Origin of the sequence: Streptomyces sp. 351MFTsu5.1 (genome assembly GCF_000383655.1) — a bacterium.
Taxonomy (GTDB): Bacteria; Actinomycetota; Actinomycetes; order Streptomycetales; family Streptomycetaceae; genus Streptomyces; species Streptomyces griseorubiginosus.
This window is the reverse complement of the sequence record NZ_KB911788.1, coordinates 161959-183846: the sequence shown is the minus strand read 5'-3', so window position 1 is coordinate 183846 and position 21888 is coordinate 161959. Positions and strand designations below refer to the sequence as shown.

At 71.2% G+C, this 21888-nt stretch carries 13 protein-coding genes; 3 read left to right on the top strand and 10 right to left on the bottom strand.

Going from position 1 to position 21888, the window contains the following annotated elements; all coding sequences use genetic code 11:
• Positions 1 to 400 precede the first annotated feature (400 nt).
• Positions 401 to 1414, top strand: a complete 1014-nt coding sequence (locus H295_RS0128795) for a LacI family DNA-binding transcriptional regulator (protein WP_020138820.1) — start codon at positions 401 to 403, stop codon at positions 1412 to 1414.
• A 127-nt stretch (positions 1415 to 1541) separates the two neighbouring features.
• Positions 1542 to 3590, top strand: a complete 2049-nt coding sequence (locus tag H295_RS0128790) for a TIM-barrel domain-containing protein (RefSeq protein ID WP_020138819.1) — start codon at positions 1542 to 1544, stop codon at positions 3588 to 3590.
• A gap of 65 nt (positions 3591 to 3655) precedes the next feature.
• On the opposite strand, the gene H295_RS0128785 is transcribed toward H295_RS0128790, so the two are convergent.
• From H295_RS0128785 to H295_RS0128750, 8 genes are all read right to left on the bottom strand, one after another.
• A complete protein-coding gene (locus tag H295_RS0128785) occupies positions 3656 to 4276 on the bottom strand; it encodes a chorismate mutase (protein WP_020138818.1) in 621 nt (206 codons plus the stop codon).
• A 35-nt stretch (positions 4277 to 4311) separates the two neighbouring features.
• Complete coding sequence (locus tag H295_RS0128780) at positions 4312 to 5025, bottom strand: glycoside hydrolase family 12 protein (RefSeq protein ID WP_020138817.1); 714 nt, start codon at positions 5023 to 5025, stop codon at positions 4312 to 4314.
• A 39-nt stretch (positions 5026 to 5064) separates the two neighbouring features.
• Positions 5065 to 7263 (bottom strand): glycosyl hydrolase family 95 catalytic domain-containing protein, encoded by a 2199-nt coding sequence (locus H295_RS0128775; RefSeq protein WP_020138816.1) that lies wholly within the window; start codon positions 7261 to 7263, stop codon positions 5065 to 5067.
• Positions 7260 to 9239, bottom strand: a complete 1980-nt coding sequence (locus tag H295_RS0128770) for a beta-galactosidase (protein WP_020138815.1) — start codon at positions 9237 to 9239, stop codon at positions 7260 to 7262. The genes H295_RS0128775 and H295_RS0128770 overlap by 4 nt, the downstream gene beginning before the upstream one ends.
• A complete protein-coding gene (locus H295_RS0128765) occupies positions 9239 to 11440 on the bottom strand; it encodes a WD40/YVTN/BNR-like repeat-containing protein (RefSeq protein ID WP_020138814.1) in 2202 nt (733 codons plus the stop codon). The genes H295_RS0128770 and H295_RS0128765 overlap by 1 nt, the downstream gene beginning before the upstream one ends.
• 100 nt (positions 11441 to 11540) lie before the next feature.
• On the bottom strand, positions 11541 to 12467 hold the full coding sequence (locus H295_RS0128760; protein ID WP_020138813.1) for a carbohydrate ABC transporter permease: 927 nt from the start codon (positions 12465 to 12467) through the stop codon (positions 11541 to 11543).
• Positions 12464 to 13537, bottom strand: coding sequence for an ABC transporter permease (locus tag H295_RS0128755; protein WP_020138812.1), 1074 nt, complete (start codon positions 13535 to 13537; stop codon positions 12464 to 12466). Before H295_RS0128755 ends, H295_RS0128760 begins: the two co-directional genes overlap by 4 nt.
• Positions 13537 to 15225: an extracellular solute-binding protein gene (locus H295_RS0128750; protein ID WP_020138811.1), complete on the bottom strand. Its 1689-nt coding sequence runs from the start codon at positions 15223 to 15225 to the stop codon at positions 13537 to 13539. Before H295_RS0128750 ends, H295_RS0128755 begins: the two co-directional genes overlap by 1 nt.
• Positions 15226 to 15548: 323 nt before the next feature.
• On the opposite strand from H295_RS0128750, the gene H295_RS0128745 reads away from it, so the two are divergent.
• Entirely contained in the window at positions 15549 to 18404 is a 2856-nt protein-coding gene (locus tag H295_RS0128745) for a glycoside hydrolase family 3 C-terminal domain-containing protein (protein WP_020138810.1), read from the top strand.
• Between the two features lie 171 nt (positions 18405 to 18575).
• Here the strand turns inward: H295_RS0128745 and H295_RS0128740 are convergent, their stop codons facing one another.
• A complete protein-coding gene (locus H295_RS0128740) occupies positions 18576 to 20021 on the bottom strand; it encodes an aldehyde dehydrogenase family protein (protein WP_020138809.1) in 1446 nt (481 codons plus the stop codon).
• A gap of 112 nt (positions 20022 to 20133) precedes the next feature.
• A complete protein-coding gene (locus H295_RS0128735) occupies positions 20134 to 21840 on the bottom strand; it encodes a PucR family transcriptional regulator (protein WP_020138808.1) in 1707 nt (568 codons plus the stop codon).
• Positions 21841 to 21888 lie beyond the last annotated feature (48 nt).

The following is a 21888-nucleotide window of genomic DNA, read 5'->3' as shown; positions in this document are numbered from 1 at the left end:
TGCCGATGCGTTACTGACCGGTGCTACTCGATCGTATGTACCTGATCCCGGGCGAGGTCACCACCCCGCGCGCGGCCGTTCGGCCGATGTCGACGGAACGCGACGCGGTGTCAAGCAGCCGGCGGCCCGGGGGCCCGCGGTCGGTGACCCGGGGGGCCCACGGTCGGCTACCCAGAGGCCCCACGATCGGCGGCCCGGGAGGCCCGGCACCGGCGGCGTACTCGTGTTCGGTGTTCCTGTCGTGGTAGGCAGGAGGCCTCGTCCCGCGCAGGAGTCTCTGTCGAAGCGCTTCGACAGCCTATGGACACCCACTCGCGGGGGAGCTACTGTCGAACCACCCCCACCCCCACCTGTTCGCACTGCGCACTGTCGAAGCGCTTCACAAAGCTTGGAGAGCTGGATGGTCACCCTCGCCGAGGTCGCCCAGCACGCCGGAGTCTCGGCCAGCACGGTGAGCTATGTCCTCAGTGGCAAGCGGTCCATCTCCACGACCACCCGGCACCGCGTCGAGCAGAGCATCCGGGAGCTCGGCTACCACCCGAACGCGGGCGCCCGCGCACTCGCCAGCAACAGGTCGAACATCATCGCGCTGATGGTCCCGCTCCGCACCGACATGTATGTGCCGGTGATGATGGAGATCGCCATCGCGGTGGCCACCACGGCCCGTACGCACGGCTACGACGTGCTCCTGCTGACCGGCGAGGAGGGTCCCGACGCGGTGCGCCGGGTCACCGGCAGCGGTCTGGCGGACGCGATGATCCTGATGGACGTCGAGCTCGACGACGAGCGGCTGCCGCTGCTGCGCGGCACCGACCAGCCGTCCGTACTCATCGGTCTCCCCGCCGACACCTCGGGCCTGACCTGCGTCGACCTCGACTTCCGGGCCACCGGCGCACTGTGCGTGGAGCACCTCGCGAAGCTCGGTCACCGCGACATCGCTGTCATCGGCGAGGCCCCCGCGGTCTACGAGCGGCACACCGGTTTCGCCGAGCGCACGCTCGACGGACTGCGGTCCCGCGCCCTGGAGTTGGGGGTACGACTGCTGCACCGGCCGTGCGACGGCGGGTACGACGCGATGGCCGTGACCGTCGCCCGCATCCTGGACGAGCGCCCTTCCACCACCGGGTTCGTCGTGCAGAACGAACAGGCGGTGGAGCCGCTCCTCGCGCTGCTGCGGCAGCAGGGACGGGCCGTCCCCGAGGACGTCTCGGTGGTCGCGATCTGCCCCGAACAGGTCGCCCTCCAGGCCTCGGTGCGGCTGACCTCGGTCTCCATCCCCGCCCAGGAGATGGGCCGGCACGCCGTGGAACGCCTCGCCGCGAAGCTGGAGGGCCGCGGCGAGGACGAAGTCGTCCTGCTCGAACCCGAGTTGACGGTCCGGTCGAGCACGGGACCGGCGCCTTCGGTGTCCTGACACCACCGGAGCCCGTCCACCGGCTCCCATCCGTCGGACCCCGCCCACCGGATCTCACCCACCTCGCACCACGCGTTCCGTGACTGTGCGGCACGCCCCTGTCCGCATGCCTTCAGGAGCCCCTCTCGTGAACCAGCCTGCCGCAGTACAGCCCAAGGTCAGCCTCGCGCAGTCCTCCCCCACCGTCGGCACGTTCCGGGAGCGGGACGGCGCGCTGGAGTGGAGCGGGCGCCAGGAGACCGTGCGCATCGAGCCCTGGGGCCCGGACGCGGTCCGGGTGCGGGCCCGGCTCGGCGGACCGGTCCTTGAGGGGCTGCCGGGCGCTCTGCTCGACGAGCCGCCGGCCACCGAGAGCACGGTCAAGTCCGGTGACGGGGAAGCCTGGTTGACCGTGGGCCGGCTGACCGTCCATGTCGACGCCGAGGGGCAGCTGCGCTTCCTGCGCACCGAAAACTCCACCGAGCTGCTCGCGGAGGCCCGAGCCCACTTCTGGTGGCCCGGCTCGCGGCTCTACACGGCGGTCGGCAACGGCCACCACCGGCTGGAGCAGCGCTTCGCCGCCTACGACGACGAGAAGCTGTACGGGCTCGGCCAGCACCAGCACGGCAGGCTGGACCAGAAGGGCCTGGTCGTGGACCTGGTGCAGCGCAACGCCGAGGTCGGCATCCCGGTCCTCGTCTCCAACCGCGGCTACACCCTGCTGTGGAACAACCCGGCGATCGGCCGCGTGGAGCTCGCCCACAACGGCACGCGCTGGGTGGCCGACTCGGCCCGCCAGATCGACTACTGGATCACCGCGGGCGACCCGGCGGACGGTCAGCGCCGCTACAGCGCGGTCACGGGCCGTACGCCGATGCTGCCCGAGTGGGCGGCCGGGTTCTGGCAGTGCAAGCTGCGCTACCGCACCCAGGACGAACTCCTCGCCGTGGCACGGGAGTACAAGCGGCGTGGGCTGCCCATCTCGGCGATCGTCTGCGACTTCTTCCACTGGACGCACCTCGGCGAGTGGAAGTTCGATCCGGCCGAGTGGCCCGACCCGGCGGCGATGGTCCGTGAACTGGACGAGCTGGGCATCAAGTTGGTGGTCAGCGTGTGGCCGTCGGTGTCGCCGCTCAGCGAGAACCACCCCGTGATGGAGCAGCGCGGGTACTTCATCGGCACCCAGTACGGCCCGATGGCGCACGCCGACTGGCCGGACAAGGAGGTCGCCTCCACCGTCCAGGTCGCCTTCTACGACGCCACGAACCCGGAGGCCCGGGAGTTCGTGTGGTCGCGCGTGAAGGAGAACTACCTGGAGCCGTACGGCATCACGGCGTTCTGGCTGGACGCGTGCGAGCCGGAGCTGAAGCCCGGGTTCCAGGAGAACCTGCGCTACTGGGCCGGGCCCGGCCTGGAGGTCGGCAACAGTTACCCGGCGGAGAACTCCCGTACCTTCCACGAGGGCCTGACGGCGGCCGGCGAGGAGGTCATCACCCTCAACCGCTCGGCCTGGGCGGGCAGTCAGCGGTACGGCGCCGCGCTGTGGTCCGGTGACATCGGCACCGACTTCGCGACCCTGCGCACCCAGATCGCGGCCGGACTCAACACCGCGTTGTCCGGGATTCCCTGGTGGAACACGGACATCGGCGGCTTCCACGGCGGCGACCCGGACGACCCGGCGTACCGCGAGGTCATGGTCCGCTGGTTCCAGTTCGGCGCGCTGTCGCCGCTGATGCGGCTGCACGGGTTCCGTGACCCGGGGATGCCGCTGGGGCCGGACATGACGGGCGGGCCGAACGAGGTGTGGTCGTACGGGGAGGAGGCCGGCGCGATCCTGGAGACGTACCTGCGGCTGCGGGAGCGGTTGCGGCCGTACGTGCTCCGGGTGATGCGCGAGGCGCACGAGGAGGGGCTGCCGCCGATGCGGCCGCTGTTCCTGGAGTTCCCGGAGGACCCGGTGGCGTGGGGGGTCGACGACGCGTATCTGTTCGGGGGCGATGTGCTGGTGGCGCCGGTGCTCACCGCTGGCGCGACGGCCCGTACGACGTATCTTCCGGTAGGTGCGTCCTGGACCGATGCGTGGACGGGTGTGACGTACGAGGGTGGGACCACGGTGACTGTCGATGCGCCGTTGGACCGGATTCCGTTGTTTTTGCGGGATGGGGCGCGGGTGCCGATTCAGGATGTGCCGCGGTAGGTCGTTTGTCGGGTGCGGCGCCGTCGTGGCTTGTCGCGCAGTTCCCCGCGCCCCTAAAGGCCCTTTCAGTCCCGGCAGATTGACGGCAGGGCTCGGTGCAGGGCCCGCGCGTGCAGCGCGTCCAGGTGGTTCTCGTAGTGGACCTGGAAAGTCGCCAGGGCCAGTTCGGGGCGGCAGGCGAAGGTGCCGCGGTTGTCGGAGCTGTCGGCCAGGGCCTGGACCAGTGCGCTGGTGATCTGGTTGATCTGCTGGCGTACGACGGTCAGGTCCGGCTTGGTGGTCGGGGCCTCGTCTGGGTGGTCGGTCCAGCGCTGGAACAGGCCGCGCTGGACGACCTTGTTGGCCTCGATCTGGTCGCGGAAGATCGTCCGGATCTCGTCCGGGTCGGCGCCGAGCTGCTGGGCCTGGGCGGCCACGTTGTCGAGGACCTGTTGTTCACGGGCCGGGTCGTCGATGGGGCTGTCGGTGCCCCACTTGGCGGCGGCGACGAGGTCGGCGGTGGCCAGGCGCTCGGCGGCCAGCTCGACGACGGGGTGCAGGGGGGACAGGGAGAGTGCGGCGGCGTGGGGGGCCGTCGCGGTGCCGGGGGACGGAACCGCGACCGCGGAACCCGTCGCGGTGAGGACGACGGCCGCGGTCGCGGTCACGGTGATCAGGGCACGTCGGAGGGGGGTGGTGGTACGCATGTCCCCATCAAACCCGACGTACACCCAAGATCAGGTCAACTGCTGCTCACGGTCAGGTTGTTGGTCGTGAAGTTCAGGCCGCCGGAGGAGCTGGTGATCTCGTAGCCGAACTGCACGTCACCGATGGTCTCGTTGCCGAACCAGCCCTTGGTGTCCTTGATCCACTTCAGGATCGGCAGGATGTCGACCGTGCCGGAGCTGGAGTTGGAGGTGCGGACGAAGGAGAAGACCTGGTTGGACCCGTTGGTGCCCTTGTAGACGGTCCAGGTGTGGCCGCCGAGCGACACGTTGCCCTGCGAGGTGCCGAGCGGGCCCACCGCTCCGGTCTTGTTGACCCAGAGCATGATCTCGTAGCGGTAGGCGGTGTCCCAGATGTCGTACGACGTGTTGAACGCGCCGGACGACGGGACCGAGACGTTGTAGTTGCTGGAGAGCGAACCGAGCGAGGTGATCGACTTGTTGATCACCTTCTTGGAGTCCGGGTAGGACTTGATGCCGCCGGTGTTGGGGTGGTTCGCCCAGACGCCCCAGTTGGTACCGGAGTTGGCCCAGATGCACTGGCTGCCGGCGCCGGAGCCCCAGATGTTGTTGTAGAGGGTGTAGCCGTTGAGGCTGGTGCTGCCCCACTGGTCGCAGGTGTTCCAGACGGCGGCGGACGCGGGGGCGGAGGCGAGGCCGACGAGGGCGCCGACGGCCATCGCGGGGGCCAGCATCGTCGTGGTGATCTTGCTCAGGGTGCTCTTTGCCATGGTGTCCCTTTCCATGGGTGGGGGGAAATGCGGGGGGGATTACCACGCCTCCAGACGGATGACGTGGTCTTCCCCGGCGACGAGGCCGAGCGGTTCGGCGCCGGAGGAAGTTCTCAGTTCGACCCGGTGGGTGCGCGTGGGGCGCAGCACCGCGGTCACTTCGGTGGGGTTCCAGGTGAGGTCGAGCTCCGCCCCGAACCGGGTGCGGACACCGCGGAGTTCGCCCCGGGGGCAGCCCGTGGGGAGCACCGGCAGCAGCACCAGCCGGTCGGGGGTGGACTGCACGAGCATCTCGATCAGGACGGCGGGCAGGGTGTGGGCGGCGTCCGCGTTGTAGACGTGCCGGTCGGGGTAGTGCGCGCTCATCAGCGAGTCGTGGAAGTAGTCGCCGTCGAGCACCTGGCTCAGGGCGTGCGCGACCCGTTCGCCGTCCCGCAGCCGGGCGGCGACGAGGGCGTGGTGCAGGTGTCCGTGGGCCGAGTCGTTCTCGGCGCCCCGGAGTTCGAGGGCCCGGTGGGCGGCCTTGGCGAGGTCGGGGGTGTCGTAGGGGGTGATCTCGTCGAGCGGCCAGACGCCGTAGAGGTGGCTGAGATGGCGGTGGTCGTAGGTGTCGTCGAGGCCGGGCCAGGCCCATTCGGCGAGGGCGCCCTCGGCGTTGGTCCGGTGCGGCGGGAGCCGGTCGGCGAGGGCGAGCCAGTCCGCCGCCCTGCCGGGGTGGTACGCGGCGGCCGTGCGCAGGGCGTGCCGGGCGGCCGACAGGTCCATGGCGGCGTTGATCGCGCCCGGGCCGGCCTTCGCGGGCCGGTTCTCGGGTGAGTAGGAGGGGACGACGACGAGACGGCCGTCGTCGTCGGTGCGCTGGAGGAAGTCCTCGTAGAACAGGGCGACTTCGGCGAGCGCGTGGGCCGTTCGGGGGTCCTGTTCGCCGCGGATCTCGTCGTGGTCGACGAGCGGTTTGAGCAGCCAGTCGGCTCCCGCCGTCCACAGGTGCAGCGGGTACTCGCGGTTGAAGTGGTACGTCAGCCCTGACTCGCCGTCGGAGTGCGCGGGGGCTACGGCACCGCGGGCGCCGAAGATCTCGCGGGCGTTGTCCTGCCAGTCCGGCAGCCGGCGGTGGATGAGGGAGGCCAGGGCTTCGGTGACCTCGGGGAGGGCGGCACAGGCCGCCGAGGCCGTCTGGAGGTTGACGTTGGCGTCGTTGGTGAACGCCCCCGACCAGGCCGTGTTCCAGTCGCCGGTCCACAGGCCGGTCAGGCGGGGCGGGTTGAGGCCGCTGGAGGAGAGCAGGTGGTAGCGGCCCGCGGCGAAGAGGCGTTCCAGCAGGGCCGGGCTCCGCGGCCTGCGGAGCAACTCCGAGCCGGGGAGGGCGCGTTCCGCGGGGTCCGCGCCGAGGTCCAGGGTCACGCGCCGGTAGGCGGTTGCGTGCAGTTCGGTGTGGCGGGCGAGGAGGTGGGCGTACGGGTCTCCGTGCCCCTCGGGCAGCAGCTCTGCCAGGGCCCTGGCCTCGGCGAGGACGTCCGGCTCCCCGGTGTGCCGCAGCACCCGGGTCAGCAGCAGGACGGAGTCCGCGCCGGTGATGCGGAGGCCGGGGGGTGTGAGGGCGGTCCGGCCGCCCGTGACCGCGACGAGGGTGACGCCGGTGTAGGCGCGGTCGCCGCCGGGGTAACGGGCCCGCAGGGTGAGCAGGGCGCCCTCGGGGGTGAGGACGGCGCTCTGGCCGACGGCCAGGCGGTGGGGTGCGCCGGGAAGCCGGTGGTCGAGGGAGATGTCCAGGGTGGCGGTGCTGACCTGCTGGACGATGACGTCGTCGGCGCGGGAGACGAAGACGCGGCTGAGACGGTCCTCGGACTCCGCCCGTACGACACCGGTGGCGAAGTCGACGGAGCGGCGGTGGTGGGTGTCCTCGGCGGGGGCCGTCCCGCGCAGCCGGATCTCGTAGGCCGGGTGGAAGGACTGCACCCACTGGAGCGGACGTCCGTCGGTGAAGCCGTCGGCGGCGTCGGGCTCTCCCGCGAGCAGCCGGTCCTGGAGAGCGGGGAGCCGGGCGGCGAGCCGTGGCGGGCGGGCGGTTTCGGCGCCGTTGGGGCGGACCAGGGTGTGGTGGGTGACGACGACCCGCTCGTCCTGCGGATCGCCGAACAGCAGGGCGCCGTGCCGGCCGTTGCCGCTCAGGAAGCCGTCCTCCCAGCGCGCGGCCGGGGCGGGTTCCCAGGTGCCGTGGACGGGGCCGTCGTTCATCGTTCGAGTACCGCCGCTCCGTAGCGGCCCAGCGTCAGCCGGTCGGTGCCGCCCTGCCCCGTCAGCAGGTCCCGGTGCGGGCCGGGCACCTCGACGGTGACCGCCTCACGGCTGTGGTTGAGGAGGAAGAGCAGGTCACCGCGCTGAACCGCCTCGACCCGGTCGGGGAGTCCGGCGAGAGCGGGCCGCACTCCCGCGTCGTGGGCGATCCGGGCGAGCAGCTCGCGCAGGGCGTGCGGTTCGGGGAGCGTGGAGAGGTACCAGGCGCGGCCCCTGCGGAGGATCGCGGGCATCCCGTCGAGCTCACCGCCCTTGTAGGCGGCCTCCGTGACGGCGTCCTCGGTCGCGTCGATCTCCTCGGACCACAGCGTGCCCCGGAAACCGCCCGGTGCGCTCTCGCACTCGGTGTGCTCGCCCGCGTCCAGCGGCCACCACTCGTGCAGGGTGCGGATGCCGAACAGGGCGCGCAGCCGGGCGTCCATGCCGCCGGGGCGTATCCGGTCGTCCTCGTCGGCGATGCCGGTGAGGAAGCCGGAGACAAGGGTGCCGCCCTGGCGGACGTAGGCGAGCAGGTTGTCGATCGCGGTGTCGGTGAGGAGGTAGAGCTGGGGGACGACGACCACCTTGTAGCGGGTGAGGTCGTGGTCGGGGTGGGCGAAGTCGGTGGTGAGGTGGGCCTCCCAGAGGGCGCGGTGCCAGGACGTGAGGATGTCCGCGTGGTCGACCTCGCTGGAGAGCCGGCCGTCCTGGGCGCCGGCCCACCAGGCGTGCCAGTCGTGCAGGATCGCGATGTCGTTGACGGTGTGACTGCCCATCACTTTTGCTGCCAGCAGCCCTAGTTCGGCGCCGAGCTGCTTGACCTCCTGGTAGGTGCGGCCGTCCTCCCCCGCGTGGCTGACCATCCCGGAGTGGAACTTCTCCGCGCCCTGGGGGGACTGGCGCCACTGGAAGTAGCAGACGGCGTCGGCGCCGCGTGCGACGGCCTGGAGGGACCAGAGCCGGTTCAGGCCCCGGGGTTTGGGGTGGTTCACGCCCCGCCAGTTGACCGGTCCCGCGGCCTGCTCCATGAGCATCCAGGGGCCGCGGGCCTGGGAGCGGGTCAAGTCCTGGACGAGGGCGCCCTGTTGGGCCCCGAGGGGATCACGCGGGTCGGGGTAGATGTCGACGGAGACGACGTCCTCCTCCTCGGCCCACCGCCAGGCGTCCTGCCCGGACCACAGCGGCATGAAGTTGGTGGTCACGGGGAGGTGCGGGGTGGCCCGGCGGACGATGTCCCGCTCGGCGAGGTAGCACTCCAGGAGCATGTCGGAGGTGAACCGCCGGAAGTCGAGGACCTGGGTGGGGTTCTTCATGTAGTGCGCGTGCCGGGGCGTGTGCACCTCGGCCCAGTCGCCGTAGCCCTGGCTCCAGAACGCGGTTCCCCAGGCGGAGTTGAGGGCGTCGAGGGTGCCGTAGCGGTGCTGGAGCCAGACCCTGAAGCGGGCGGCGGCCTCCTCGCTCCAGTCGTAGGTGCAGTACTCGTTGTTGATGTGCCACATGGTGAGGGCGGGATGGCCGCCGTAGCGGGCGGCGAGGTCCTCGGTGATGGCGGCGGCGAAGCGCCGGTAGGCGGCGCTGGAGTGCGAGAAGTGCTGGCGTCCGCCCCAGTGCTCGGTGCGGCCGTCCTGGTCGACGGGCAGGGTGTCGGGGTGCAGGTGGCCCAGCCACGGGGGCGGCGAGGCGGTCGGGGTGGCCAGGACGACACCGATGCCGTTCTCGTGCATCAGGTCCATCAGCCGGTCCAGCCAGCCGAACTCCCGCTCCCCCGGCCTCGGTTCGAGCTTCGCCCAGGAGAAGACGCCCAGCGTGACGGAGTTGACGCCGGCGGCCGTCATCAGCCGGACGTCCTCCCGCCAGGTCTCCTCCGGCCACTGCTCGGGGTTGTAGTCGCCGCCGAAGAGGATGCGGCCCCGGGTCGCCGTGCTCAGGCCGGGCATCAGACCGGGTCCCCGTACTGGATGCCCCGCCCGTTCGTGGCGATGTAGACGCGGCCGTACACCCGAGGGTCGCCGCTGATCGTCTCGCCGGTCCAGCCCCACTGATGCCGGTCGTCGTTGATCCGCACCCAGGTTCTCGCCTCGTCGTCCGAGCGGTACACGGCGGTGCTGCTCTCGGTGGAGCCGACCAGGTAGAGCGCCGGGTAGTCGGCACCCTCGGCGGCCTTGCCGAAGCCCAGCGTGTACGCGGCCCGGCAGCTGGTGATCCTGGTGAAGGTCGCGCCGCCGTCGGTGGACCGGTGGAGGCCGTTCGACTTGACGGAGAGCCACAGGTCGCCGACCCGTCCGGGCGCCGCGACCAGCTCGAACTGGGTGTCCCCCGAGGGCAGTCCGGTGGCGCCCGCCGTGAAGGAGAGGCCGCCGTCGGTGCTGGCGTACAGCGTTCCCGTGTCGGTGTCGTAGGCGTAGAAGCGCTTCGGGTCGGCCGGGTCGGCGACCGGCGTGGCGCCCTCGGGGAAGGTCGGGACCTCGGACCAGCCGGAGCCGTTGTCCGTGGAGCGCTGAGCCGGGTACTTGGTGCCGTCCCAGTGCACGAAGGTCCACAGCAGCACACTGCCGTCGGTGTTGACGGCGATCGGTCCCGGCGCGTCCTTGGCGAGGGCGGGCTGGGCCGCGAAGGGCGCCCAGGTCCTGCCTCCGTCGTTGGAGAAGGCACCGTTGCCGTGGTCGCCGAAGCCCGTGCGGACGACGTACGAGGGCTTGGCGGCGGCCTGGGCGAGGCCCGTCGCCGACCCGAACGCGGGGTTGCTCGCCATGCCCCGCGAGGGCGACGCCGTGAGCCGCTCGTGGTACATCACCCCGACGTCCCCGAGCCCGCTGAGCAGGTGCGCCTGCCCGGTCGGCGGCGAGATCAGGTGCCGTACGGCCGTCTCCTCCAGGCCACGGATCTGCGGGGCCCAGTGCTTGAGGTCCCGGGTGCCGTAGAGGGTGGCGCCGGTGCCGTACACGATGTGCTGCGAGTCGTACGGGTCCAGGGCGAGGGCCTGGATCCACCAGCCGAACTTGGGCTTGTCGGCGCCGAAGGTGAGGAACGGTGTCTCGGAGACGTCGAGGACCGCCGAGTCCTTCAGGGAGGTCCAGGTGCGGCCACCGTTAGTGGACCGGTACACGGTGTCGCCGGCCGCCCAGCGGTCGTTGGTGGAGACGACTAGGGTGCCGGGGCGGCGGGCGTCGACGGACACCCCGCCGTAGCCGAAGGTGTCGGAGGAGCCGTCGCTCGTGGTCCCGCCGGGCTTGACGGGCGTGACGTCCGTCCAACTTCCCTTGCCCGTGGCCAGCTTGTGCACACTGCCGTCGGTCTGCCCGTTGGGACCGGGTGCGTCGGCGTAGGTGACGTACAGCTCGCGGGTGTGGCAGTCGTAGGAGGCCCGGATCGGCACCTTGGCGCCGGTGCCGGACGGCTGTCCGGGGACCGCCTCCCAGGTGGTGCCGTCCGAGGTGCGGAACAGGTTGGGGGCGGTGCCGTCGGAGTCGCCCCAGCCGGCGTAGAGGGTCCGGCCGGCGGCGACGAGCAGGGTGACGCCCTGGCCGCTGCCGCTCGGGGTTCCCGGGAAGCCGCTCACAGCTCCCCAAGTGGCCCCGCGGTCCGTGGACTTGAGCAGCCCGTCGTGTCTGGTCCCCAGCCACAGCGTGTCACTGTCACGGGGATCGACGAGCAACCGCTCCCCCGTCCCCCGTCCGTCCTCGTTCCCGCCGAGCTTCACGGTGAGGTCGGTCCGCGCCCAGGTGGCACCCCGGTCCTCGGACCGCAGCACGGCACCGTTGCCGGCCCAGGACTGGGTGTAGGTGCCGAGCGCGAGGTAGACCCGGTCGGGGTGGGCGGGGTCGACGGCCATGGCCTCGACGCCGAGCAGGTTCCAGTCGTCCCACCCGAGATCGTCGTTGAGCGGGATCCAGCGCGCGCTCCGGTCGTCCCAGCGGTAGGCCCCGCCGATGTCGGTACGGGCGTAGGCGAGCCCACGGACCGAGGGGTGGAAGAGCACCCCGCTGACGAACCCGGTCCCACCGATGACGACTTGGCGCCAGCGGTAGGAGGGGGTGGCGGCCGCGGCGACCCCCGAGAAGGACGGAATGACGGTGATCGCGGCGGCGGCCGCGGTCCCGGCAAGAACAGCACGACGGCTAGGACCTGACGCACGCATGACACATACCTCGCTGTGTGAGGAGGGGTGGACACACCCACCCAGGGGCGCGGGGAACTGCGCGACCAGCCAAAGCGAAGCCGCAGACGACGAACGACGGTCAGCCCTTCACGGCCCCCGTCAACATGCCCTTCTTGAAGTGCCGCTGCACGAACGGAGAAGCCACGGCAACCGGGATCAACGCCATCACCATCACGGCCATCTGAAGCCCCAGCGGCGACAACTGCCCCGTACGCACCGCCTGCTGCAACCCCGTAGGGGCCTCCGTGTTCTTCTGCACCAGCTGGATGAGCACGTTCTGCAACGGCATCATCGACTGGTCACTGAGATAGATCGACGCGTTGAACCACGCGCTCCAGTACCCCACCGCGTAGAACAGCGAGATGACGGCCAGCACGGCCCGGGACAGCGGCATGATGATGGTCAGCAGGATCCGCAGGTCCCCGGCGCCGTCGATGCGCGCGGACTCGGTGAGTTCGGGCGAGATGCCCATGAAGAAGGCCCGCAGGACCAGGATGTTGAAGACGCTGACCGCACTCGGCAGGATCAGCGACAGATAGGTGTCCGTCAGGCCCAGCGACTGCACCAGCAGATACGTCGGGATGAGGCCGGCGCCGAAGAACATCGTCGCCATCATGGTCACCAGGAAGAACCGGTGCCCCACGCTCCCCGGCCGCGACAGACCGTAGGCGGCGAGCACCGACACCGTCATCGAGAACAGGGTGCCGAAGAGCGTGACGCCGACCGACACCATGATCGCCCGGCTGACCTGGCCGCCGCTGAGCAGCTCGGTGTAGTTGACGAAGGTGATGCCCTGGGGGATCACCACGAGCCCGCCGACCCGGTCGATCACCGGTTTCGGGGAGAGGCTGGTGACGATCACGATCCACAGCGGACCGAGCACGCCCAGGCAGCACAGGAGGAGGAACCCGCTCTTGGCGGTGAGTCCGGCCTTGCTGGGCTCCTCCTCCCACACCGGCCGGGGCGGCGCCTTGAGGCTGCGGACGAGCTGTGTGTTGAGGCTCATTTCTGGTACACCCCCTGCTCGCCCAGCAGGTGCGCGAACTTGTTCGCGGACAGGACGAGACACAGTCCGATGAGTCCCTTGACGAGGCCGACCGCGGCCGCGTAGCTGAAGTCGCCGTTCTGGATACCCATGTTCCACACGTAGGTGTCGAGGACCTCGCTGGCGCCGGCCCCGACCGCGTACCGCTGGAGCAGGAACTGCTCGAAGCCGACGCTGAGCGCGTCACCGACCCTGAGGACCAGCAGGAGCGCGATCACCGGGCGCAGCGCGGGCAGCGTCACGTGCCACATGCGGCGCCAGCGCCCGGCGCCGTCCATGGCGGCGGCCTCGTACAGGTCGGTGCTGACGGCGGCCAGCGCGGCGAGGAAGACGATGATCCCCCAGCCGGCGTCCTTCCAGACCGCCTGCGCGGTGACCAGGTACTTGAACAGGCTCGCGTTGGTCATGAGGTCGAAGCCGCTCCAGCCGTGGTCCTCCAGCGTCTGGGCGATGATGCCCGCGCCGCCGAAGATCTGCTGGAAGACGGTGACCACGAGGACCCACGAGAAGAAGTGCGGCAGATACATGATCGCCTGGGCCACGGCCCGCACCCGGGGCCTGATCACGCTGTTGATGAGCAGCGCGAGGGCGATCGGGATCGGGAAGAACAGCACCAGCTGGAGGACGAACAGCACGATGGTGTTCTTCGTGGCGCCCCAGAACAGCGGGTCGTCGATCATCCGTGAGAACTGTTCGACCCCCACCCAGGGGCTGTGGAAGATCGCGGTGATGCCGTTGCTGGAGACGTACGGGTCGTAGTCCTGGAAGGCGACGACGTTGCCGAGCAGCGGGACGTAGTTGAAGATCAGGAGGAGGAGCATGACCGGCAGGGTCATGAGGATGAGCGTGCGGTCGCGGCGCAGCCTGACCTTGAGGGGAACCTTCTCTGCCCCGCGGCGCGCCTTGCCCGCCCGGCCCGCCCTGCGCGGCGCCCGCGCTCTGGTCACCGCGGCGGTGACCGCGGCCGTCGGTTCCTCCACGGCCGCGGGCGGACGCGTCCCGTCCGGCCTGCTCCCGGCGGTGAGGGACATCAGTTGCCGCTGCCGTTCTTGTCGATGAGCTCCTTGTACCAGTCGCGCAGCTTGTCGCCGCCGGAGGACTTCCAGGTGGAGATGGCCTGTTGTACGTCGGACAGCTTCTTGTTGCCGCGTACATAGTCGAGCTCCAGCTGCTCGAACTGGCTGGAGAGGTTCGCCCAGCGGGTCGGCTCGACGATGTTCATGCCGTACGTGGACGTCTTCTTCATGAAGGCGCCCATCCGCTGCTGCCACTCGACCTGCTTGCGGGCGACCTCGGGGAAGTCGGGGTGGGCGAAGTAGGCAGCCGGAGCGGCCAGCATCACCCAGGCGTTGAGCACCTCGGAGTTGCCGAGGTCGTTCTTGACCGGGACGCCGTCCTTGACGGTGTAGTGGGTGCCTTCGACTCCGTAGTCGACGAGCATCCGTTCCTTGGTGCCGTAGGGCGCGGCCGAGAAGTTCGCGGCCGCCAGCGCGTTCTCGATCGTGGTCCTGGAGGCGCCCTTGCGGATCATCGACCAGATCGTGGCGGGCTGGGAGGCCCACAGCGTCGGGTCGCCGCCGTCCGCGCCGTACAGGTCGATGGCGTCGATCTGGAGGTCCGGGTTGGACTGGGCCTGCTCGGAGACCTTTCCGTACCAGTCGGCGATGTTCGTGTTGTAGACCAGGATCTGCCCGGCGGTGAACCGCTGGCCCTGATCGCCTGTGCGCGCCTTGTCGTCGGGGTGGACCACGCCCGCGTCGAACAGCTTGCGGACCCACTCCAGGGCCTCGAGGTACTCGGGCGCCTCATGGCGGTAGGTCAGCTTGCCGTCGTCCCCGATGTTCCAGCCGAGCGTCCCGGCGGGGCGGACGCCGAAGTTGCTCCACGCGGACCAGGTCATGTCTCCGCAGGCCCACACCTTGGCCTTGGCGCTGGTGGCCTCCTTGGCCCAGCTCAGGAACTCGTCGGGCGACTTGGGTACCGAGTACCCCTTCTTGTCGAAGACGTCCTTGCGGTACAGGGGAGCGATCCCGGGCGCGGTGGCGGCCGGCATCGGGATGCCCCGCAGCGCACCGCCGAAGATGCCCATGCGCCAGGCGTCGGAGGGGATCGCGGCCAGGTTCGGGTACTTCTTGACCTTGTCGCCCGCCAGGTAGGGGCTGAGGTCCATGAACTTGGCGCTGACCGCGTTGGCGATCTTGCCGACGAGTTCCCAGCCCGGCACGACCACCATGTCGGGTATGGAGCTGGAGGCGAGGACCGCGCCGAGCTTCTCGCCGTAGGTGTTGCCGTCCTGGTTCTGCCAGGTGATCTTGGTGCCCGCGGCGGCGTCGAGCGCGGTGTAGTAGGCGCAGCCGGCCTTCGGCGGGGAGCCCCAGAACGGGGACATGATCTTGAAGGGGGCGCCGGTGCCGAGCTTCGTCGGGACCGAGGTCGTCAGGCCCGCGAGATCGACCTTGCCGGTGTAGCCGGCGGCCGAGCCGTTCTTCGACGGGAGGTCCGGCGTGGCGACGGTGCTGGCGACGTAGGCCGGGAGCATCTTGTCCGCGGCCTTGCCCGACGTGGTCCCCTCCTTCGAGCCGCTGTCCGAACCACCGCAGGCGGCGAGCAGCGGCATCCCCCCGGCCACCGCGGCGGTGGCGACCGCGGTCGAGGCGAGGAAGCTTCTCCGGCTGGGCCCCGAGGAGGCGGCGGAGGAGGAAGCGGCATTCGGCGTCATTGCGTCAACCCTTCATGGCGCACCAGGACACCCGGCGGAAAGCCGTCGGCTGCGGTGTCTCGAGGAGAACTGGCTGAGCTGAAGCGCTGCGTCGATCGCTGCGAAATCCGTAGTCGAAGCGCTTCGATGTTGCTGTGAGGTTAAGTGAACCCCCCGGGGTGCACAAGGGTCGTTCCCAAGATTCCTCCGTGGTACGGGAGGTGACCTTTTCTCATGCACCGCTTGAAGTGACGGTGTCGATCCCTTGACACCCGCCCAGGTGTCGAACCAGCATCGAAGCGCTTCGAAAGCATCGAACCGATCCATCGCAAGGGGATCCCCACGTGACCGCACACCCGCCGCCCACCTCGCCCTTTCGCGACCCCCAGCTGCCGTTCGCGAAGCGCATCGACGACCTGACGGCACGGCTGACCCTCGCCGAGAAGATCGGCTTCCTGCACCAGTTCGCCCCGGCCGTGGAACGGCTCGGCATCGGCGCGTTCCGCACCGGCCAGGAGGCGCTGCACGGCGTCGCGTGGATGGGCCCGGCGACGGTCTTCCCCCAGGCGGTGGGCCTCGGCGCGACCTGGAACACCGACCTCGTACGGCGGGTCGGCGAGGCGGTGTCGAAGGAGGTCCGCGCCATGCGGGCCCGCGACGACCGCGTCGGCCTCAACGTGTGGGCCCCGACGGTGAACCTGCTCCGCCATCCGCTGTGGGGCCGTAACGAGGAGGGCTACTCGGAGGACCCGAAGCTCACCTCGGCCATCGCCACCGCCTACACCCGGGGCCTGCGCGGCGACCACCCCACGTACTGGCGGACGGCCCCGGTGCTCAAGCACTGGCTGGCGCACAACAACGAGACCGACCGGTCCACCACCTCCAGCTCGGTGCGCCCGCGGGTGCTGCACGAGTACGACCTGCGGGCCTTCCGCGAGGCCGTCGAGGCGGGCGCGGTGGCCGGGGTGATGCCGGCGTACAACCTGGTCAACGGCCGCCCGAACCACGTCGGCCCGTATCTGCGCGAGCAACTGCGCACCTGGACGGACGAGGACCTGCTGGTCTGCTCGGACGCGGGGGCGCCCTCCAACCTGGTCGACTCCGAGCACTACTTCGACACCCACGAGGAAGCCACGGCCGCCTCCCTGAAGGCGGGCGTCGACAGCTTCACCGATCACGGCACGGACAGCTCGCAGATGGTCGGCCGGATCGAGCGGGCTTATGAGCAGGGCCTGTTGACCGAGGCCGACATCGACACCGCGGTCCGCCGCCAGCTGTCGGTGCGCTTCCGGCTCGGCGAGTTCGACCCGCAGGACGACCCGTACGCCGACACCGAGGAGTTCGACACCCCGGCACACCGCGCGCTCGCCCAGGAGGCCGCCGAGCAGGCGATCGTCCTGCTCAGGAACGACGGCGTGCTCCCGCTCGCCCCCGGCTCCCGGATCGCGGTGGTCGGGCTGCTCGCCGACGAGTGCAAGCTCGACTGGTACAGCGGCACGCTCCTGCACCGCTCCACTCCGCTGGAGGGGCTGTACGAGCGGTTCGGCGCCGAGCAAGTGGCGTTCGCGGAGGGCGTGGACCGGGTGCGCCTGAAGACCTCCGCCGGGACGTTTCTGCATGTCCCGGCCTCCGACACCGCCGGGGACGAGGTGCGCGGTGCCGGGGGCGCCCTGGACCCGGCGCTGCTCACGGGCCGTACGGATCTGCCGCCGCTGACCACCGACGCGACCGGCACCGAGTTCGCGCTGACCGACTGGGACGAGGGCGTGCTGACGCTGCGCGCCCCCGACGGCCGCTATCTCTCCGTCGCCGAGGACGGCTACCTGCGCGCCTCCGCCGACCAGCCCGGGGGCTGGGTCGTCCAGGAGACCTTCCGCCTGGAAGCGCACGCCGGCGGTCACCTCCTCAGGCATCTCGGCACGGGCCGCCATGTCACGGTCGCCGCGGACGGAGTGAAGGTTGCCGACGGGAACGACGAGAACGGCACGACCGCGGAGACCTTCGAGCTGATCATCGCCGAACGCGGCGAGGACGCAGTGACCCGCGTCACATCCGACGCGGACGTGGTCGTGGTCGTCGCGGGCAACGACCCGCACATCAACGGCCGCGAGACCGAGGACCGCGCCTCCCTCAGGCTCCCCCCGCACCAGGAGCGGCTGCTGCGGGCGGCCCGCGCCGCGAACCCCCGCACGGTGCTCGCCCTGGTCTCGTCCTACCCCTACGCGCTCGACACGTCCGGCCTGGCAGCGGCCCTGTGGACGGCCCATGGCGGCCAGGCGGCCGGCACCGCGCTGGCCCGCGTCCTGGCCGGTGACGTCTCCCCCGCGGGACGCCTCCCGCAGACCTGGTACGAGAGCGACGCCGACCTGCCCGACCTCCTCGACTACGACGTCATCGGCAGTCGCCAGACCTACCTCTACTTCGAGGGCTCCCCCCTGTTCCCGTTCGGCCACGGGCTCTCCTACGCGTCCTTCTCCTACGACGACCTGACGACCCGGATCAAGGACGGCACGGTCCATGTGTCGTTCGCTGTCACGAACACGGGTGAGGTCACCGCCGACGAGGTCGCCCAGCTCTACGCCCGCGCGGTGGATCCGGCCCTGCCCCGCCCACGCCGCGAACTCGTGGCGCACCGGCGGGTGACGCTCGCCCCCGGCACCCGGCAGGAGCTGGCCTTCGAAGTGCCGTTGCGTGCCTTCGAGTTCTGGGACGTGGCGCGGGGCGGATGGCGGCTGGAGCCGGGCCCCTACGAGCTGTTCGCCGGCGCCTCCAGCGAGGACGTCCGGCTGCGGACGACGGTCCTGCTCGACGGCGAGCCCGGCGCACCGCGAGCCGTCCTCCAACAGGGCCTGGAAGGCGCCGACTTCGACGAGCAGAGCGGTGTGGAGATCGTCGACCGGACGCGGTCCGCGGGTGACGCGGTGACGGCGGCCGGGGGCCGTACCGGCGAACTGGTCTACCGGGGCTGCGACTTCGGCACCGGCGCGACCGAGGTGACGGCCCTGCTCTCCGGCACGGGATCGGTCGAACTGTCACTGGACGGGGGCGCGGTGCTCGCCGTGCTGGAGACCGCGGAGTCCGGTTCAGGGCCGTACGACTACACGACCCTCGGCGCCGCGATCGCCGCCGAGGGCGTGCGCAACGTGCGAGTGAGGCTGCGCGGCCCGCTGCGGCTCGCGCGGGTCGACTTCTCCGGTTGAGGGTCCGGACGAGTCGGCACACAAGAAGGGGCCCGGCACCGGAAGGCATCGGTGCCGGGCCCCTTCGGGGCGGCGGGTCAGCGTCGCTGCCGCAACTCTACATGAAAATGGTTCCCATTTGCCAGAGGGGTCCTCGGAGCGCAGGGGGCCCTTGCAGCGCCAAGCGGGTCCTCAGAGCGCCAGGCCGGTCAGCACCAGCACCCGCTCGTAGGTGTAGTCGTCCATCGCGAACTTCACGCCCTCGCGGCCGACACCGGACTGCTTGGCACCGCCGTACGGCATCTGGTCGGCCCGGTAGGAGGGGACGTCGCCGATGACGACACCGCCGACCTCGAGCGCCCGGTGGGCGCGGAAGGCGGCCTGGACGTCATGGGTGAACACGCCCGCCTGGAGGCCGTACTTGGAGGCGTTGACGGCGGCGAAGGCCGCGTCCTCGCCGTCCGCCTTCTGCACCGTGAGGACGGGTCCGAAGACCTCCTCGCAGGAGATCGTGGTGTCGGCCGGGACATCGGTGAGGACGGTCGGCGCGTAGGAGGCGCCGTCGCGGTCGCCGCCGGTGAGCAGGGTGGCGCCGGCCTCGACGGCCTCCTTCACCCACGACTCGACGCGCCTCGCGGCGTCCTCGCTGACCAGCGGGCCGACGTCGGTCTTGTCGTCGGAGGGGTCACCGGTGACCTGGGCCTCGACGGCGGCGACGATCCGCGGGAGCAGCCGGTCGTACACCGAGGCGTCGGCGATGACCCGCTGCACCGAGATGCAGGACTGGCCGCCCTGGTAGTTGGAGAAGGTCGCGATACGGGTCGCGGCCCAGTCCAGGTCCGCGTCGGAGGCGTAGTCGCCGAGCACGACCGCGGCGCCGTTGCCGCCCAGCTCCAGCGTGCAGTGCTTGCGCGGCACCGAGTCCATGATCGCGTAACCGACCTTCTCGGACCCGGTGAAGGAGATCACCGGCAGCCGCTCGTCCTGGACGAGGGCGGGCATCCGGTCGTTCGGAACCGGCAGGACGCTCCAGGAACCGGCGGGCAGCTCGGTCTCGGCCAGCAGCTCGCCGATCAGGAGGCCGGAGAGCGGGGTGGCCGGGGCGGGCTTGAGGATGATCGGCACGCCGGCCGCTATCGCCGGGGCGATCTTGTGGGCGCAGAGGTTGAGCGGGAAGTTGAAGGGCGCGATGCCGAGCACGACGCCCTTCGGGAAGCGCCGGGTCAGCGCGAGCCGGCCCTGACCGCCGAGATCGGTGTCGAGACGCTGTGCCTCGCCGCCGTTGAACCGCCGGGCCTCCTCGGCCGCGAACCGGAACACCGACACCGCGCGGCCGACCTCGCCGCGGGCCCACTTGACCGGCTTGCCGTTCTCGGCGGAGATCAGCTGCGCGATCTCCTCGGTGCGCTCGACGAGCCGGCGGCTCACGTGGTCGAGGGCGGCGGCGCGGACGTGGGCGGGGGTGGCGGCGAACTCGTCCCGTACGGCGTACGCGGCGGCCACGGCTTCCTCGGTCTGCGCGTCGCTCGGCACACTCACCGTGCCGACCAGCCGGCCGTCCCACGGGGAGGTGACGTCGAAGGTGTCCTCGCCGGTGGCCTGACGGCCGGCGAGCCAGAAGGCGGTGGTGGAAGTCATGCCTCCACCGTAGGGCCGGGAGGCCGGAATCAGATTTGTCCGGGGTGGAGCAGTGACGGGGATCCGCACTCCAGCCCGGCCTACTCCGTCGTGGTCGCCACTCCGGCCCGGCCTACTCCGTCGTGGTCGCCTTCAGTGCCAGCCACAGCTCCATGCGGACGTCCGGATCGTCCAGGGAGCGGCCCAGGATCTCCTCGACCCGGCGCATCCGGTAGCGCAGGGTGTGCCGGTGGACGCCCAGGTCGGCGGCGGCCGCGTCCCACTGCCCGTGCCGGGAGAGCCAGGCCCGCAGGGAGGCGATCAGGTCGCCGCGGCCGGTCGCGTCGTGTTCGTACAGGGGCCGCAGCAGGCTGTCCGCGAACGCCCTGACCGCGTCGTCGGCGAGCAGCGGCAGCACGGACCCGGAGGCCAGCTGCTCGTGCTCGGCGTAGAGCCGGCCCCGCCGCCGGGCGACCGACAGCGCCTGTTCGGCCTGCTTGTATCCCGCGGCGGCGGCGATCGGCCCGACCGGCGCGGAGACCCCGATCACCAGCTCGTCCTCGTCGCGGACCGCGACGGGCCGGCCCTGGGCCCCGGCGCCGCCCTGCGCGGGCTGTTCGCGTGCCGCGCCGGCCCGCGAGGCCTCCAGCTCCGCCGCGTGGTCCGCGCAGGCGGCCACCGCGGCACCGCCGTCCGCGGCCAGCACGACCAGTCGCCGGCCTTCGCCGTCCGCCTCGGGCACGACCAGCACGGCCTCCCCCGCCCGCGCGGCGGCCGACTCCACGATCTCGGTGAGCGCCGCCAGCGGATCGCCGTTCGGGCCGCCGAGGGCCGCCGGGCCCGTCGCGGTGGCCTTGGCGTCCAGGTGCGCGTGCGAGTCGACGGACATCCGCACCGCCGCCGGTTCGGCGACGACCAGCCGGAAGGGTGCGTCCAGGAGCCCGCCGTAGAGGTCGCCCGCGACCGTGCGCGCGTGCTGCGGCTCCCCCGCGAGCAGCATCCGCAGGACGGCGGCGCCGATCCGCTGCTCGGCGGCGTGCAGGGAGCGGGAGCGCTCGGTGGTGAGGGTGAGCAGGGCGATCGCCGAGTGCACCGCGTACCGCTCGGCGGTGCCGGGGGCGGCGGCCGTGCCGACGGCCAGCGCGGCACGCGGCCGGCGCCCGGTGCCGAGGGTGTGCAGTTCCACCCGGTCCTCGTCCTCGGGGCCCGCGACCACGGAGGAGGCGGGTGCGGGCCGCTCCCGCAGCCGTTCCACGTCGGCGGTGATCCGCGCGGCCCGGCGGCCCGCCCACTCCGGGGCGGTGGCGACGACGGCGCCCGAGGCGTCGTAGAGCGCCGTCCAGCCGTTCACCTGGGAGGCGAGGGCGGCGAGCAGCCCCTCCGGCCCGTCGGTCAGGGCCTGCCGGGTGAGTTCGCGCTGGGCGGCGAAGCCCGCGGTGACGGAACGGTACTGGTCGGCCGCGATCGCCGCGGAGACCGCCTTGCTGATGGCGAGGAAGGGGGTGCGGCGCGGCACTTCGAGCAGCGGCAGCCCCTCGTCGCGGGCGGCGTCGACGAGGGCGGCGGGGATGTCCTCGTAGTTCACGCCGACGGCGAACCCCAGTCCGACGACCCCCGCCCCCGCCAGCCGCTTCACGTACCGCCGCATGGCCTCCGGGTCCTCCGCGTCCAGCTTCAGCGCGGTGATCAGCAGCAGCTCGCCGCCCTCCATGTAGGGCACGGGATCGGCGAGCTCGCTGACGTGCGCCCAGCGGACGGGGACGTCCAGCCGGTCCTCGCCCGCGCGCACGGTCAGCTTGAGCGCGGAGTGGTGGACGAGCGAGGCGAGGGTGGGAGGCATGCGGCCTGGGACCTTCGGAGAGGTGTGAGCTCGGGTGCTCGGGTATGA